Here is a 15320-nt window from a genome sequence, read left to right as displayed (position 1 = left end):
AGTTAAAGCCAGCGCAACCCGGCAAAAAGGGTTCAATGATCGAAAAAAGAAAAATCGGAGAATGTTCGCACCATCCTCCGATTGTAAGCGATTATCAATAATAACCACTCTAGATATTCAAAATTATGAAAAAACGGTTGAATTCCGCAGGAAGAACGTCCTGTCTATTCAAATTACAGATGAAATTATCGCTATTACTCCTTACGGTGACCATTGCGATGCAAGCCAACTCAACTTATTCCCAGAAAAAGATAACCCTTGATTTGGAGAACGTCACTCTCTCAAGGGTCATAGATGAAATTGAAGCGAATACAGACTTTAAATTCATCTTTAACTCAGAAACTGTCAATACCAATAGGGTATTAAGCTTGCGCATTCGCAACGGAGAAATCAATAGGGTCTTGAATATGGTTTTTAAGCAAAGCCTTATTGATTATGAAATTTACAGAGACAAAATCTTGTTGTTGCCAAAAAAGGCCGGTGAAAGGGCTGCTATGGAAACCAAGGTTGCACCTCCGCAACAATTGGAGGTTTCCGGAACTGTGACAGATGAAGCAGGTACGCCGTTGGCCGGTGTAAACATTGTAGAAAAGGGAACCGGAAACGGACAGATTTCCGATTTTGATGGAAATTATTCTATTTCGGTTGCCGGAAGGGAAACGGTACTCGTGTTCAGTTACCTAGGTTTTGAAACCAAAGAGGTATTGGTAGGCGATAGCACTGAACTAAATGTAACTTTAAAAGAAAGTGCCCAAGGTTTGGAAGAAGTGGTAGTTGTAGGTTATGGTTCCGTTAATAGGAGCGATCTTACCGGCTCTGTTTCCACGGTTGACGCCGAGGAAATTACAGCCTTGCCTACCACAGATGTGCAACAGGCCTTAAAAGGTAGGTCTGCCGGTGTTAGGGTTACCCAGAATTCGGGTCAACCTGGTTCTTCGGTTCAAATTCAGATACGTGGTGGAAATTCTTATTTAGGTGATAACAATCCTCTTTATGTAGTAGATGGTTTTCCTATTACGGGCGGCATTGATTTTTTAAATCCTTCCGATATTGAGTCCATAGATATTCTTAAAGATGCCTCAGCTACTGCCATATATGGTTCTAGGGGCGCCAATGGGGTCGTCATGATTACTACCAAAAAAGGTAAAAAAGGTCAAAGGGGTGTGGTAGATGTACAGAGTTACTATGGTATTCAAAATGTGATGAAAACCTATGACATGCTCAATTCTCGACAGTTTGCGGAATTAGCGAACGTAGCGGCCGTTAATGAGGGAAATACAGAACCTTTTGACTTGAACAATCTTCCCAATGTCTATACAAACTGGCAAGACGAGGCCTTTAGGGCGGCGCCGATCCAAAGCCATACATTGACATTTTCCGGTGGTAGTGAAAGTTCTTCCTATTCCGCTTCTGCCAACTATTTTGAGCAAGAGGGTATTATCTTGAATACGGGACAAAAAAGGGGATCCGTAAGATTGTCCATGGATAATCAAGTAAATGATTGGATCAGATTGAGTGCCAATACGGTATTGACACGTAGCAAGACCAATAGGGCGAATGTAAACAATGGTAATTCCGGAAACAATATTTGGTCGGCTACCTTACAGGCACCACCAACAGTAGCTCCTTTTGATGCCGATGGAAATTATAGCGAGATTGATTTCTATGATTTTAGCCCGGTTTCCATTGATAACCCATTGTTGTATGCCGAAGTTAAGGATGAAGTCTTTACCTCCAAGGTTTTGGGGAATATTGCTGTGGAATTTGAACTGGCAGACCGTTTAAAATTGAAGGTTTTGGGTGGTACGGAACAGGAATTTAGGGAGCGTAATTTTTACTCTCCGTCCATCTTGAAAAAAAGAACGCCTCAAGGATCGGCCACTTTCAATATGTTCAGGGGCATTTCCTATCTAAATGAAAATACCCTTTCCTATGATGCCACTATTGGTGAAGATGATAGGTTGTCTGCTGTGGCAGGTTTTACCGCTCAAACGTTTAGAGGTAAAACTAATGAATCCAGTGCAACAGGCTTTACTACGGATATTCTACAGGATAACGCTTTGGGTACCGCAGAAAGTACCTTGCCAAACTCTAGTGACGTAAGCGATTGGAAACTGTATTCATGGTTAGGGAGGGTCAATTACAGCCTTAATAACAAATATTTGTTTACTGCTAGTGTACGAGCAGATGGTTCCTCTCGATTTGGCGATAACAACAAATGGGGGGTATTCTCCTCAGGGTCTTTCGCATGGAGGTTGAGCAATGAGGAATTCCTTTCAAATTGGGAATCCCTTTCGGATCTAAAACTAAGGGTAGGTTACGGTGAAACCGGTAGTACCGCTATTAATCCTTACCAATCATTGAATACGTTGGGTGAGGCCAGAACTACTTTTGGTAATTCAGATGTAGTAGGTTTTGCCAATGTTTCCGCTCCAAACCCCGATTTAAAATGGGAAACTACCGCACAAATGGGGGCTGGTATTGATGCCTCTTTCTTGGAAGGTAAATACCGTTTCACAATTGATTACTACAAGAAAAACACCAACGATTTATTGGCTATAATTCCGTTGCCAGGTTCAACAGGTTTTACATCTTTGGTAACCAACTTGGGTGAAATTGAGAATACAGGTATGGAATTTAGTGCTGGAGCCACCTTTGGCAAGAGTGATTTTACTTGGGATGTCAATGCACAGTTGTCCTTTAACAAGAATGAGGTGATTACCATTGGAGAGGATATTTTTGGAGGTTCTTTGGATATTCCATTCAACTCTCCGGTGAACATAGCTAGAGAAGGTGAACCGTTGGGTATGTTCTACGGCTTTCAAGAAGATGGATATGATGACCAAGGGGTTATTCAGTACAAGGACTTGAATGGGGATGGTGAGGTAACCAATGAAGATCAGACCATTCTAGGAGGGCCATATCCAGATTTTATTTATGCTTTGAACACAACGCTTAATTACAAGGCGTTGAGTCTAAACCTATTCTTTGAAGGTTCTGAAGGTAATGAACTGTTCTGGGCTACAGGAGGATATATAGCCAACTCTTTCAGTACAGGGGGTAACCAAATTGTAGATGTCTATAATGATTATTGGACACCCCAGAATACGGATGCCGCCTATCCTGCTCCAAGTGAAAATAGGGCACAGTTAAGAGTTTCCGATCGCTTTGTTAAAGACGCCTCTTATTTAAGGTTGAAGAACATTAAACTGGCCTACAACATCCCGGTAAAAAATATTCAACCGGATATTGCAGGGTTGCAAGTGTACCTGAGCGCCCAAAACGTATTTACCGTTACGGATTTTCCAGGTTTGGATCCAGATGTAAATACAAGGGGCGGTGCCGGTGACCTAAGACTGGGTATTGCACAGACCTCTTACCCAAGTTCACGTACCATTACGGTAGGTATGAATCTGAAGCTTTAATTTTTACAAAACAATTTAAAGAGATGAAAAAATATATATACATCATAAGCGGTTTGGTTTTGGGGCTGCTGTTCACTTCGTGTGAAGAGGCCTTGATGGAAGAGCCCGAAAGCCTTTTGGTAAAAGAGAATTTTTACAAGAACGAAACGGATGCCTTTTCGGCCCTGGCAGCAGTTTACGGAACCTTTCGTTCTGGAGGAGACCGTTATTTCCCGGTTACCTATTTTATGGCCACCTTGGAAAATAGAGCGGAATATTCAAACGGACGAGGTAGCCAAGCAGGTTTCAGTAATTACGATGGGCCTCTGGACAATACCAGCCAAGAGCGTGTGTTTGCAGCTTATAATGATATTTACCTTGGTGTAAATAGGGCAAATTCGGTCATATCCAATGTGGCAAAAATTGAGGATATGAAAGAAGACCTTCGAAAGCAATACGTGGCCGAAGCGCGTTTTTTAAGGGCTTTTTTCTATATGAACTTGGTCAAGTATTGGGGCGGTGTTCCTTTAAGAACTGAAGAATTTACCAGTTTGGACCAGATTCCGGCTCCAAGAGCTTCCGTAGACGAGGTTTGGGAATTTATCATCAGTGAGCTAAATGCGGTGATTCCTGATTTGGCCGATAGTTTTTCAGATTCAGATTCCGGTAGGGCTACCTCATGGACGGCCAAGGCTGCCTTGGCAGATGCCTATTTGAATACAGAAAACTGGCAATTGGCTGCGGATACGGCAGATGATATCATTGTAAACGGGCCTTATACCTTAGTGGAGGTGGCTGTAGCCGATGATTTTATGAATATTTATGGTCCTGAAGTGGTTACCCATTCCGAAGATATCTTTTCGGCGCACTATTCGGAGACCAATGGTATGGACGTCCCAAGATTTATTCATAGGGCCAATACGGGCTTCTCTATTGGTGGTTTTCACGCTTGGTTGCCTGTTCAGAATTCTATATTAGGTTCATGGGATACTAATGATTTACGTAGACAATTTAGCCTCTATACGGAATATATAGACGATAACGGGGAGGTACAGCAATTACCCGAGGATTCCCCCTTGTTATTTCATAAATATCGTGATCCGGGAGCGGCTAGTGGGCCACAGAGTAGAAACAATATTCCGTTTTACAGACTCCCCGAAATGTACCTAATCTATGCGGAGGCTACCGCCGAAGCCAGTGGGGCGCCAACTTCTTTGGCAACGGAGAGATTGAATATTGTTCGTAGAAGGGGCTATGGTTTTCCTTTGAATGCTGCTTCTGTGGAGGATTATCCTTCAGGAATGTCCGCTACGGACTTTAAAAATGCCGTACTGGATGAAAGGGTGTATGAAATGAACCTGGAGATGAAACGCTGGAACGATCTTCTTAGAACAGGTAGGGCACAAGAATTTGTAGAGGCCACTGGTAAAACGTGGAGTGATGTATCACTTTTACTGCCCTTGCCAATTGATGAAATAAATAATAATCCGGCCATGGGTCCTGGCGATCAGAACCCAGGGTATTGATCATGATTACTGTTAGTTGATGTTAGTTTCTATAAGCCGGGCCGTAATTAAGGTCGGTCCGGTTTATTTATTGGGGAATTAACTTTTAATTCAATTGCTTGAAAATAAACAATGAAAATCTACCAACTACCAAAAACCAAATTCTTACCATTTGCTTTTTTTGCCATTTTAGCAAGCTTTTCTTGTAAGGAAGCTAAAGAAAAAGCTCCGGCAAAGCCTAATGTTATTTTTATCTTGGCAGACGATTTAGGCTATGGGGATATTGGTGCCTACAATACTAATTCAAAAATACCTACCCCTAATCTTGACCAATTGGCCAAAGAGGGAATGATGCTCACCAATGCATATTGCCCTATTTCTGTTTGTTCACCATCAAGATATGCCTTAATGACGGGTGTTTATCCGTGGAGAAGTTGGAATAAACATGGAGTAATGAGAAACTATGAGCCTTCTATGATGGAGGCCGATATGGTTACTTTAGCAGAAATGTTTCAGCAATCGGGATACCGTACGGGCGGATTTGGAAAATGGCATTTAGGTACCACTTTTCCGACCTTGGATGGGGAAAAACCAATGGGTTACGGGAAATTTTATGCAGCTAATAATGGGGCTAACCTAGATTTTTCCAAGCCTGTTTCCGATGGTCCTACCGATCACGGTTTTGACCAATGGTACGGTTTTAGTTGCGCCAGTGAATGCTGGATTTTTGAAAATGATAAGGTAAAAGCCTATTTGGAGCACGATTATTACACGGTTGAGAAGGCCCCGGGTTCAGACAAATTACAGCCTATTCCCATGGATGGCTTTTTAAATGAAATAACCGATCGTTCCTTGGAATTTATTTCAAAGGAATCTAACAAAAACCAAGAACCATTCTTTTTGTATTACGCGCCCTATGTGCCACATGTTCCATTGGCCGTTAGTGAGCCTTTTTTAGGAACTACGGAAGCCGGTACTTACGGGGATTATGTGAATGAATTGGATTTTAATATTGGTAAATTGCTAAAAGAATTGGAAAACAGAGGCTTAAAAGACAATACTATGGTTCTTTTTGCAAGTGATAATGGTTCCGTTTTTAGGGAAACTTACAAGGGGATGACAGCTTCTGATGATAACAATAGGGTTCCTGGTCATTATAAGGATACTGTTGGCGATAGCTATCCAGATTTGCAAGCTCCTGATTTTAAACATATACCCAACGGTGGACTCCGAGGGTGGAAACGCACCGGATGGGAAGGTGGTGTCCGCACTCCTTTTATTGCCAGATGGCCGGGTCGTTTTCCTGAAGGAGGTAAAAGTGAGGCTATTTTTGCCTTGAACGATGTACTGCCCAGTCTAGCTTCCATGTTGAATTATAATTTTCCCGTGGATATGAAAATGGATGGCGAAAACCATTTTTCTGCTTTGGAAGGTTCAGGTGAGGGAAGGAAATCATTGGTAATCCAATCTGGTAATAACGTCTTTGGTTACAGAAAGGGTAACTGGAAACTAATTGTTTTAAAGGATGGTAATACGGATGGTATAGTTAATTATTTCTATGAGTTGTATAACTTACAGGACGATCCCAGCGAATTGAACAATCTGGCCGAAAAACATCCGAAAAAAGTGGCGGAAATGCACGATGAATTGCAACAATACCTTTAACCGAACCATACCAATAAAAGTAAAAAATGAAAAGTATAAGATATTATAAAAAAATCTCGCGTCTCCTGGCCCTAACGGCTTTAACAGTGCTTTTAGTAGCTTGCAAGGAAGAAAAGACCGTGGTAGAGGAAAATCTATTTACGGCAGATGTCATTGTTTATGGGGGAACTTCGGCAGCGGTAACCACAGCGGTTCAAGCAAAGCAAATGGGCAAATCCGTATTGGTGGTTTCACCGGATAAGCATTTGGGCGGTTTGTCCTCTTCCGGTTTAGGATATACGGATACCGGAAATAAAGAAGTAATCGGAGGTTTGGCACGTGAGTTTTATCAAAAAATATATCAGTATTACCAAAAGGATGAAACTTGGCAGTGGCAAAAAAAGGAAGAATACGGAAATGTTGGTCAAGGCACGCCGGCCATTGATGGTACCAATAGAACTATGTGGATTTTTGAACCGCACGTAGCGGAGCAGGTTTTTGAAGATTTTATTACTGAAAACGATATTACCGTTTACCGGGAGGAATTTTTGGACCGGTCCAATGGCGTTACCCTTAACGATGGTAAAATAACACGGATAGAGACCTTATCCGGAAAAAAGTTTGGGGGAAAGGTTTTTATCGATGCCACGTATGAGGGAGATTTAATGGCGGCCGCAGGGGTTACCTACACCGTGGGCAGAGAGGCCAGAGAAACCTATAACGAGGAGTGGAACGGTGTGCAAGTAGGTATTTTACATCATCAGCATCATTTTGGCGATATGAATATCAGTCCATATAAAATTCCCGGCGATAGTAGCAGTGGGATAGTTAATGGAGTATCTACTGAAGACCCAGGAAAACGTTGGGAGGCAGACAAAAGGGTACAGGCCTATAATTTTAGGATGTGCTTGACCAAGGTGGAAGAAAATAGGGTGCCCTTTGAAAAACCGGACGGGTACAATCCTGAGAATTATGAATTGTTGGCAAGGGTATATGAAGCCGGTTGGGACCAGACCTTTAAAAAATTCGATCCCATTCCCAATCTGAAAACGGATACCAACAACCATGGACCATTCAGTACGGATTTTATAGGTATGAACTATGATTATCCGGAGGCGAGTTATGAAAGGCGTGCCGAGATTATCAAGGAGCACGAGAATTATCAAAAAGGCCTTTTGTATTTTGTGGCTACTGATGAAAGAATTCCTGAAGAGGTACAAAATGAATTTAAACAATGGGGCTTGGCCAAAGATGAATTTGAGGACAATGGTCATTGGCCGCACCAAATTTATGTACGGGAAGCACGCAGAATGATCGGGGATTATGTAATGACGGAGAACGATATTTTAGGAAAACGTGAAGTTCCCAATTCCATAGGAATGGGGTCTTATACCATGGATTCTCATAATACGCAGCGATACATTACTCCGGAAGGTTTTGTGCAAAATGAAGGGGATATAGGAGTACATGCCAAGGAGCCGTATAAAATTGCCCTGGGCACTATTCTTCCTAAAAAAGAGGAAGTAAGTAACTTGATAGTACCCGTGGCGGTTTCCAGTTCCCATATTGCATTTGGATCTATTCGTATGGAGCCGGTATTTATGATTTTAGGTCAAAGTGCGGCGGCCTTGGCCGGATTGTCCATTGATCAAGGTAAAGCTGTTCAGGAGGTGGCCTATGCAGATTTGCAAAAGGAGTTGTTGCAAAAAGAGCAACGGTTAGAAGCCCCGAAAAAAGATAAATAAAAAGTTAGATGGTCTCATTCTTACTTTCCATAGTTGTACTGATCATAGGATACTTGGTGTATGGGGTATTCTTGGAGAAAGTCTTGGGTATTGATAAAAACAAGAAAACACCGGCCTATGAACTTAGGGATGATGTAGACTATACCCCTTTACCCACCTGGAAGGTATTTATGATCCAATTTTTGAATATTGCCGGGCTGGGTCCCATTTTTGGTGCCATTGCAGGCGCTATGTTCGGGCCGTCCGCATTTTTATGGATCGTGCTCGGTAGTATTTTCGCAGGGGCCACGCACGATTATTTTTCGGGGATGTTGTCCGTAAGGCATAAGGGTTTAAGCATTAGTGAAGTCGTGGGAATCTATTTAGGACCCAAGGTAAAACACCTCATGCGCGCTTTTACCATCATCCTGCTCATTTTTGTGGGGACGGTTTTCCTGGTAGGACCGGCAAAAATTATAGATGGTTTGACCAGTGAGAGCATGGGAGTGCCTTTTTGGGTGCTACTAATATTGGTCTATTACTTTTTGTCTACGTTGCTGCCCATAGATAAACTGATAGGCAAATTGTACCCGGTTTTCGGTTTGGCCATGCTGATTATGGCTTTGGGATTGTTCGTTGTTCTAATGACCGGCGATTTTACCATACCAGAAGTCACTTGGGGAAATCTAAGGAACATGACCTCCAATCCCACGGAAACACCCATTTTTCCAGTGCTTTTCGTGACCATTGCCTGTGGGGCCATTTCAGGTTTTCATGCCACACAATCGCCTCTAATGGCCCGTTGTATGAGAAATGAAAGCAACGGGAGGATCATTTTTTCGGGTACTATGATTACGGAAGGTATTGTAGCCCTCATTTGGGCGGCTGCCGCTATGGTCTGTTTTGGGGATGTGGGCGCCCTCAATTCCACCATGGCTGCCAATAACAATAATGCCGCTTGGGCCGCAAACGAAATTACCTTATCCATGCTGGGGCAAGTAGGTGGGATTTTGGCCGTTTTAGGAATTATAGCAGCTCCCATAACCTCGGGGGACACGGCTTTTAGGTCGTGCAGGCTAATTTTGGCCGATGTCTTTCAACTCGACCAAAAAAAGTATATCAAAAGGTTTTACATAAGCTTGCCATTGTTCGTCATCGCTTTTGCCCTTACGCAGGTGGATTTTGGAATTATCTGGCGGTATTTTGCATGGAGCAACCAAACCCTGGCCACCGTAGTACTCTGGACCATTACAGCCTATCTCATTTTTGAGAAGAAAAATTATGTGGTGTCCTTGGTGCCGGCCATTTTTATGACCATGGTTTGCAGTACCTATATTTTGATTGCCCCCGAAGGTTTTTCTATTGAAAATACCTATGCCTATTGGGGTGGGGCCGTTATAACTATATTGGTAATTGGGCTTTTTGGATGGTACGTTACCAAGGGAAGATTGCAAATGGCTTAATCCTTAATCGATGTGGAAATTGCTTTTAGGGCTATTTGCCCCACTTATTTTATGCTTTCAAATAAACGCGCAACAAATGGAAATATTAAATGCCGGAATTTCCGGAAACAATACTAGGGATTTATTGGTTCGCCTTCCCCAAGTACTGGAGGAAAAGCCAGATTGGGTGTTATTGATGGTGGGTACCAATGATATGCTCAATTCCAACAAATTTGTCTCTTACGAAGCGTATCGACAAAACCTGAATTCGTTGATTCAAAAAGTAAGGATAAATGGAGCTTCGGTAGTTTTGGTTACCCCGCCTACGGTGGATTCTATATACCTTTTTGAGCGCCATAATTCCAAAAACTTTCAACAGGCACCGAGGGAAAAACTGGAGTTCGTTAGGACTTGTATGCAAAAATCGAGCAAACAGGAAGGCGTTTACTTGGTAGATGTTTTTCAAGCATTTCTAAATGCGAATATCCCGGACCATAATGAGGATGGATTGATCATGAACGAAAAAAATTCCAATAAACGGGATGGGGTGCATCCCACACCGGAGGGGTACAAGTTCATCGCCAAAATTATTGCTAAATCTTTGGATGACCAGCAATTGCAACTGAACGGAAAGGTGGTCTGTTTTGGTGATTCCATCACTTTTGGATTGGACGTTAAAGGAGAAGGCACAGTAGAGGGCGAAACCTATCCGGCCTACTTAAGACAAATTTTATCAGAAAAAGAATAAGCAATTGATGAGGAGGAAAGAAAGTGTTTTGAAAATTCTTGTGGTTGGAATGGGTGTATGCCTTTTGGGAACATCGGCCTGTAAAGAAAATAATACAAAAAAGGAGATAGGTCATTCGAAAGAAATAAGTGCTGTTAAAAGTCCCAAATTGATTGTTTTGGCCGGCCAAAGCAATATGGTTGGGGGTGGTAATAGAACGAATACCGATTTGCCGGAATCCTATCCGAATATCACTTACGTAAATCAAGGTTTTAGCTCAGGGTTGAAAAGACCTGGGTCACATTCTTTTGGTCCTGAACAGGGCATCATGCTTCAACTTGAAAAAAAGTTCCCCAATCAGGAATTTGTGGTCTATAAATATGCTGTAGGAGGTTCTTCCCTTTACGATTGGTTACCGGAACAAGATTCGGCTAAGGTTGCGGAAATGGGACATCCAAAATTTGGAAGTCTCTATGATAGCCTGTTAAAATACTTACCTAAGGAGTTGGATGGACGAAAATTACAACCGGACGCCTTTTTGTGGATTCAAGGGGAGACCGATGCGCGTTTTCCGCAAGCGGGAGCGGAATATTTTGAAGGGTTTAAAAATTTGCTGCATCGCTTCCGTAAAGACGGGGGAAATCCTGAAGTTCCTGTCATCATTGGACAAGTAAACCCACCAGCGGAAAGATATCCTGCAGCTCTAGCGGTGATGGAGGCACAATCAAAAATGACATCGGCCTTGCCAAACGTAAACATAGTGAGTCTGGAGGGTATTAGCAAACGGGAAGACAATTTACATTACAATACACCAGGCCAGATTGAAGTGGGCAAGCGATTAGGAAAAATGTTGAATTCCATTTTGGAGTAAATCAAAAGCATATGAATATTAACGGAGCGGATAAAAAAGCCAATACCTATGACGCCATTGTTATTGGCTCTGGAATTAGCGGAGGATGGGCGGCCAAGGAACTTTGCGAAAAAGGGCTCAAGACCTTGGTACTAGAGCGAGGGAGGAACCTAGAGCACGTAATTGATTATAAAACGGCCAATACGCCTATCTGGGACTTTCCTCATAGGAACAAAATTCCGCTTGAGATGCGAAAGGAGAATCCTATTATCAGTAGATGTTACGCTTTTAGGGAGGCTACCGAAGATTTGTTCGTAAAAGATGCGGTCCATCCCTATGTTCAGGAGAAACCTTTTGATTGGATCAAGGGCTATCAGGTAGGCGGAAAATCGCTTATGTGGGCGCGCCATACCCAGCGATGGAGTGATCTGGATTTTGAGGCCAATGCCAAGGAAGGCATAGCGGTGGATTGGCCCATTCGCTATAAAGATTTGGAACCATGGTACAGTTATGTGGAGAAGTTTGCGGGGATAAGTGGTAACCGAGACGGTTTGGAGCAAATACCCGATGGGGAATTCCTGCCCCCCATGGATATGAACTGCTTGGAGACCCATTTTAAAGGGGAATTGAAAAAGAAATTTCCTGATCGTGACCTGGTCATTTCCCGCACCGCCAACCTTACCGAAGGTAAAAAGGGTAGGGGCCCTTGCCAACATCGTAATCTGTGTAAACGCGGTTGTCCGCTAGGAGGTTATTTTAGTTCCAATTCGGCAACTTTGCCTGCAGCGAGGGAAACCGGAAATTTAGAGCTGAAAACCCATGCCGTTGTACATTCCATTCTCATAGACCCGGTAACCAGCAAAGCCACTGGGGTTCGGGTAGTGGATGCCATTACGAAGGAAATTAGGGAGTACTACGCCAAAATCGTTTTCCTGAACGCAGCCACCCTTAACTCCACTTTGGTCTTGATGAACTCCATTTCAGAAAGATATCCAGAAGGTCTGGGCAACGACAGCGGTGTATTGGGCGAAAATTTGATGGACCACAATTATAATGCTCGAGTTCAAGGCGATTGGGTAGGTTTTGAGGACAAGTACTACGAAGGCAAGAGGCCTACCAGTACTTATTTGCCACGCTTCCGAAATTATAAGGGAGACAAGCAAAAAGATTATTTGAGGGGATTCGCCTATTCCTGTGGCGGTTTTAGAACTGCCGGTACGCCGGAGCAACGCTTTTTAATGGGCGATGCCCTTATGGACAACCTGTTGCAGGTAGGTCCTTGGAAATGGAACATGTTGGGAATGGGGGAGTGCTTGCCCTACAAAGAGAACAAAGTGACCTTGAGCAAGGATCAAAAAGATGCCTGGGGCATGCCGTTATTACAAATCGATGCCCAGTACCGGGAAAACGAGCTTAACATGCAAAAGGACATGGTGAACGCCGCCATGGAAATGTTGGATACGCTCGGGTTCAAGAATGTTAGGGATATGGGTGAGAGACGTAATTTTGGGCTCAACATTCATGAAATGGGAACTGCTCGTATGGGCCGGGACCCAAAGACCTCGGTCCTTAATGGTAACAACCAGGTGTGGGGCACGCCCAACCTCTTTGTAACGGACGGTGCCTGTATGACTTCCAGTGCCTGCCAAAACCCTTCCCTGACCTATATGGCCTTGACTGCAAGGGCCGTCGATTTTGCGGTAAAAGAGTTGAACAAACAAAACCTGTAAGTGATGAAAAGAAAGGATTTTTTAAGATTGTCAGGTTCCTTGGCCGTGGGTACGGTCACCACTGCCCCCGCCTTTTTGGTCAGCGGATGTGAACCCGTACCGCCAGTACCAAGGGAAACAGTGACCGAAAAGGATGTTCCCCTTCTAAATGACATTGCCGATGCCATTTTACCAGGAAAAGACGAGGTGCCGGGAGCCAAGGCGGCAAAGACTGGGGAATACATGTTCATGATGTATTCCGATATGCTAAAGGAAGACGACAAAGAATTGATGCTCAACGGACTCAACCGCATAGATGCGGATGCCTTTGAACTATTTAAGTCGGATTTTGGATCTCTTGAAAAAGAAAAAAAGGAATTTCTGCTCAAAAACTATCACAATGAAGCTTTTGCTTATGGGCAACAAAAGGCGGCAGGATTGCCCACCGATGACCATTTTTATAGCCTTTACAGAAGTTTGACGTTGTCTGGGTATTTCAGTTCGGAAATAGGTTCCACCAAGGCCAGGATCTATAATCCCGTTCCGGGAGGATTTACGGGCTGTATTCCCTTAAAACCGGGGCAGAAGCCGCTAGGGTAATGGTCAAGAACGACCCTTGGCCACTTAATATAATATTATACAACCCTTTTTTATACTAACCTATGAAGAACGCGACCAACCTCTTTTTTATTATGGTAATTTGTTTGATCAGTTTTACGACGCAGGGACAAAAAAGCCACCCAGACCCTGTTCAGGATATTGAGCGGGTATTGCGGAACGTTGCTGGGAACATTGTTCAGAACACCAGCTTTACAATCGTTGACAAGGAAACGGGCAAAACTTTCAAAGACTCAAAAAAACTGCCTCTAAAAGCGGGTTACGTGGTAGAAAGCCCCTATAATGAATGGAAGTACTGGAATGGGGTATTGAATATAGGTTTTATGGCTATGGGTGAGGAGCTAAAGGATGATCAATATATAGATTACGCTAAACAAAATGTGAATTTTGTCTTTGACCATGACACATTCTTTCAAAAACTGTACGGTTCCCAAAACCAAAAAACCGGGATGGAACAAAAATTCCGAATGTCATTGCTAGATGATGTGGGCGCTATGGCCGCATCCGTATTGGCGGTTCATGAAATAGCGCCCCAAGAGCGTTATCGTAAATATTTGGACAGTGCGGCTACCTACATTTTGACCAAGGAAAAGCGGTTGGATGATGGGACTTATGCACGCACGTTTCCGTCCGATATGACGGTTTGGGGAGACGACCTCTATATGAGTGTTCCTTTTCTGGCGCGAATGGGAGCACTTACAGGAGAGCAAAAGTATTTTGATGAAGCAGCCGAGCAGGTAGTCTTGTTCAACAAGCATCTCTGGAATCCTAAAACAAACCTTTTTTATCATGCCTGGTATGATGATATTAAGCAAAATGGTGTAGCTCATTGGGGCCGTTGTAACGGTTGGATTATTATGGCACAGATTGAATTGCTGGACCAACTACCGGCCAACTATCCGCGCCGCCAAGAATTAATAGAGCTTTTAATCCGGCAAATTGTGGGTCTTAGTCGCTATCAGGATGGTTCGGGACTGTGGCATCAATTACTTGATCGGGAGAACAGTTATCTGGAAACTTCGGCAACGGCTATTTTCACGTACGCTGTTGCAAAAGCCATTAATGAAGGATGGTTGGACTCCCGATACGCCTATATAGCGGCACAGGGATGGGAGGGAGTATCCTCTAAAATTTTGGCCGATGGGCAGGTGGAAGGAATTTGTATGGGTACCGGTATTAGCACGGCTACTTTTTATTATGCTAATAGGCCTACACCTTTGAATGATATCCACGGGTTGGGAGCAACCTTATTGGCCGGTTGCGAGGTAATCAAATTATACCGAAGTGGTATTGAGTTTAACTGGTAGAAAATTTGAGCATTGCTGTAATGATAAGAATATTTGCAGCTAATCATACTTTAGCGGTACCTATTAAACCCTTCCGTACAATTCTTTAATATTTCTCCATCTTCCTCCATTTTGGATAGGCCGGGATATTTATTTATGTTCTGGGAGAATTCATGGGCTGTATTCGCTTAAAATCGGTGGTAGAAGCCTTTGGGGTTGCCAAAAAATTATAAATCAATAAAAAACCCTCAAAATCGAAGGATTAAGAGGGTTTTTCTGTACTCGAGATGGGACTTGAAACTTTAGATTTTTGATATTTTACAACATGCCTGAAATCTTATGTGAACTATATATTTTAAAGGGTTTTTGGTAATTCCGTTTTTATCAGATAGTCTAATTTAATTATTTGAA

10 protein-coding genes are annotated in these 15320 nt (G+C 43.0%); all 10 read left to right on the top strand.

Annotated features, from left to right (window positions below):
* Positions 1 to 125: 125 nt before the first annotated feature.
* The 10 genes from BIZ36_RS17250 to BIZ36_RS17205 all read left to right on the top strand — a co-directional run bounded on the left by BIZ36_RS17250 (position 126) and on the right by BIZ36_RS17205 (position 14930).
* Positions 126 to 3425 carry a TonB-dependent receptor gene (locus BIZ36_RS17250; protein ID WP_187459140.1) on the top strand — a complete coding sequence of 1100 codons (3300 nt, stop codon included), beginning with the start codon at positions 126 to 128 and terminating at the stop codon, positions 3423 to 3425.
* Between the two features lie 23 nt (positions 3426 to 3448).
* Entirely contained in the window at positions 3449 to 4930 is a 1482-nt protein-coding gene (locus tag BIZ36_RS17245; protein ID WP_187459139.1) for a RagB/SusD family nutrient uptake outer membrane protein, read from the top strand.
* Between the two features lie 111 nt (positions 4931 to 5041).
* Positions 5042 to 6574 (top strand): sulfatase family protein, encoded by a 1533-nt coding sequence (locus tag BIZ36_RS17240; RefSeq protein WP_187459138.1) that lies wholly within the window; start codon positions 5042 to 5044, stop codon positions 6572 to 6574.
* Positions 6575 to 6600: 26 nt separating this feature from the next.
* Positions 6601 to 8298 carry an FAD-dependent oxidoreductase gene (locus BIZ36_RS17235; RefSeq protein ID WP_187459137.1) on the top strand — a complete coding sequence of 566 codons (1698 nt, stop codon included), beginning with the start codon at positions 6601 to 6603 and terminating at the stop codon, positions 8296 to 8298.
* A gap of 8 nt (positions 8299 to 8306) precedes the next feature.
* Positions 8307 to 9740 (top strand): carbon starvation CstA family protein, encoded by a 1434-nt coding sequence (locus BIZ36_RS17230; RefSeq protein WP_187459136.1) that lies wholly within the window; start codon positions 8307 to 8309, stop codon positions 9738 to 9740.
* A gap of 76 nt (positions 9741 to 9816) precedes the next feature.
* Positions 9817 to 10467 carry an SGNH/GDSL hydrolase family protein gene (locus BIZ36_RS17225; protein WP_187459135.1) on the top strand — a complete coding sequence of 217 codons (651 nt, stop codon included), beginning with the start codon at positions 9817 to 9819 and terminating at the stop codon, positions 10465 to 10467.
* A gap of 7 nt (positions 10468 to 10474) precedes the next feature.
* Positions 10475 to 11317: a sialate O-acetylesterase gene (locus BIZ36_RS17220; RefSeq protein ID WP_187459134.1), complete on the top strand. Its 843-nt coding sequence runs from the start codon at positions 10475 to 10477 to the stop codon at positions 11315 to 11317.
* Between the two features lie 11 nt (positions 11318 to 11328).
* A complete protein-coding gene (locus BIZ36_RS17215) occupies positions 11329 to 13026 on the top strand; it encodes a GMC oxidoreductase (RefSeq protein ID WP_187459133.1) in 1698 nt (565 codons plus the stop codon).
* A gap of 3 nt (positions 13027 to 13029) precedes the next feature.
* The gene (locus BIZ36_RS17210; RefSeq protein WP_187459132.1) at positions 13030 to 13605 is read left to right on the top strand and encodes a gluconate 2-dehydrogenase subunit 3 family protein; all 576 of its coding nucleotides are present in this window, start codon (positions 13030 to 13032) and stop codon (positions 13603 to 13605) included.
* Positions 13606 to 13667: 62 nt separating this feature from the next.
* Entirely contained in the window at positions 13668 to 14930 is a 1263-nt protein-coding gene (locus BIZ36_RS17205) for a glycoside hydrolase family 88/105 protein (protein WP_187459131.1), read from the top strand.
* Positions 14931 to 15320 lie beyond the last annotated feature (390 nt).

The sequence above is a fragment of the Cytophaga sp. FL35 genome, assembly GCF_014349235.1.
GTDB lineage: Bacteria > Bacteroidota > Bacteroidia > Flavobacteriales > Flavobacteriaceae > Euzebyella.
This window is presented reverse-complemented; position numbering and strand designations above follow the sequence as displayed.

What these genes read in the sequence shown, in the direction of transcription:
- BIZ36_RS17225 (WP_187459135.1), top strand. Translation starts at nt 9,817, where the DNA reads ATGGAAATATTAAATGCCGGAATTTCCGGAAACAATACTAGGGATTTA.
- BIZ36_RS17215 (WP_187459133.1), top strand. Translation starts at nt 11,329, where the DNA reads ATGAATATTAACGGAGCGGATAAAAAAGCCAATACCTATGACGCCATT.
- BIZ36_RS17240 (WP_187459138.1), top strand. Translation starts at nt 5,042, where the DNA reads ATGAAAATCTACCAACTACCAAAAACCAAATTCTTACCATTTGCTTTT.
- BIZ36_RS17230 (WP_187459136.1), top strand. Translation starts at nt 8,307, where the DNA reads ATGGTCTCATTCTTACTTTCCATAGTTGTACTGATCATAGGATACTTG.
- BIZ36_RS17250 (WP_187459140.1), top strand. Translation starts at nt 126, where the DNA reads ATGAAAAAACGGTTGAATTCCGCAGGAAGAACGTCCTGTCTATTCAAA.
- BIZ36_RS17210 (WP_187459132.1), top strand. Translation starts at nt 13,030, where the DNA reads ATGAAAAGAAAGGATTTTTTAAGATTGTCAGGTTCCTTGGCCGTGGGT.
- BIZ36_RS17220 (WP_187459134.1), top strand. Translation starts at nt 10,475, where the DNA reads ATGAGGAGGAAAGAAAGTGTTTTGAAAATTCTTGTGGTTGGAATGGGT.
- BIZ36_RS17205 (WP_187459131.1), top strand. Translation starts at nt 13,668, where the DNA reads ATGAAGAACGCGACCAACCTCTTTTTTATTATGGTAATTTGTTTGATC.
- BIZ36_RS17245 (WP_187459139.1), top strand. Translation starts at nt 3,449, where the DNA reads ATGAAAAAATATATATACATCATAAGCGGTTTGGTTTTGGGGCTGCTG.
- BIZ36_RS17235 (WP_187459137.1), top strand. Translation starts at nt 6,601, where the DNA reads ATGAAAAGTATAAGATATTATAAAAAAATCTCGCGTCTCCTGGCCCTA.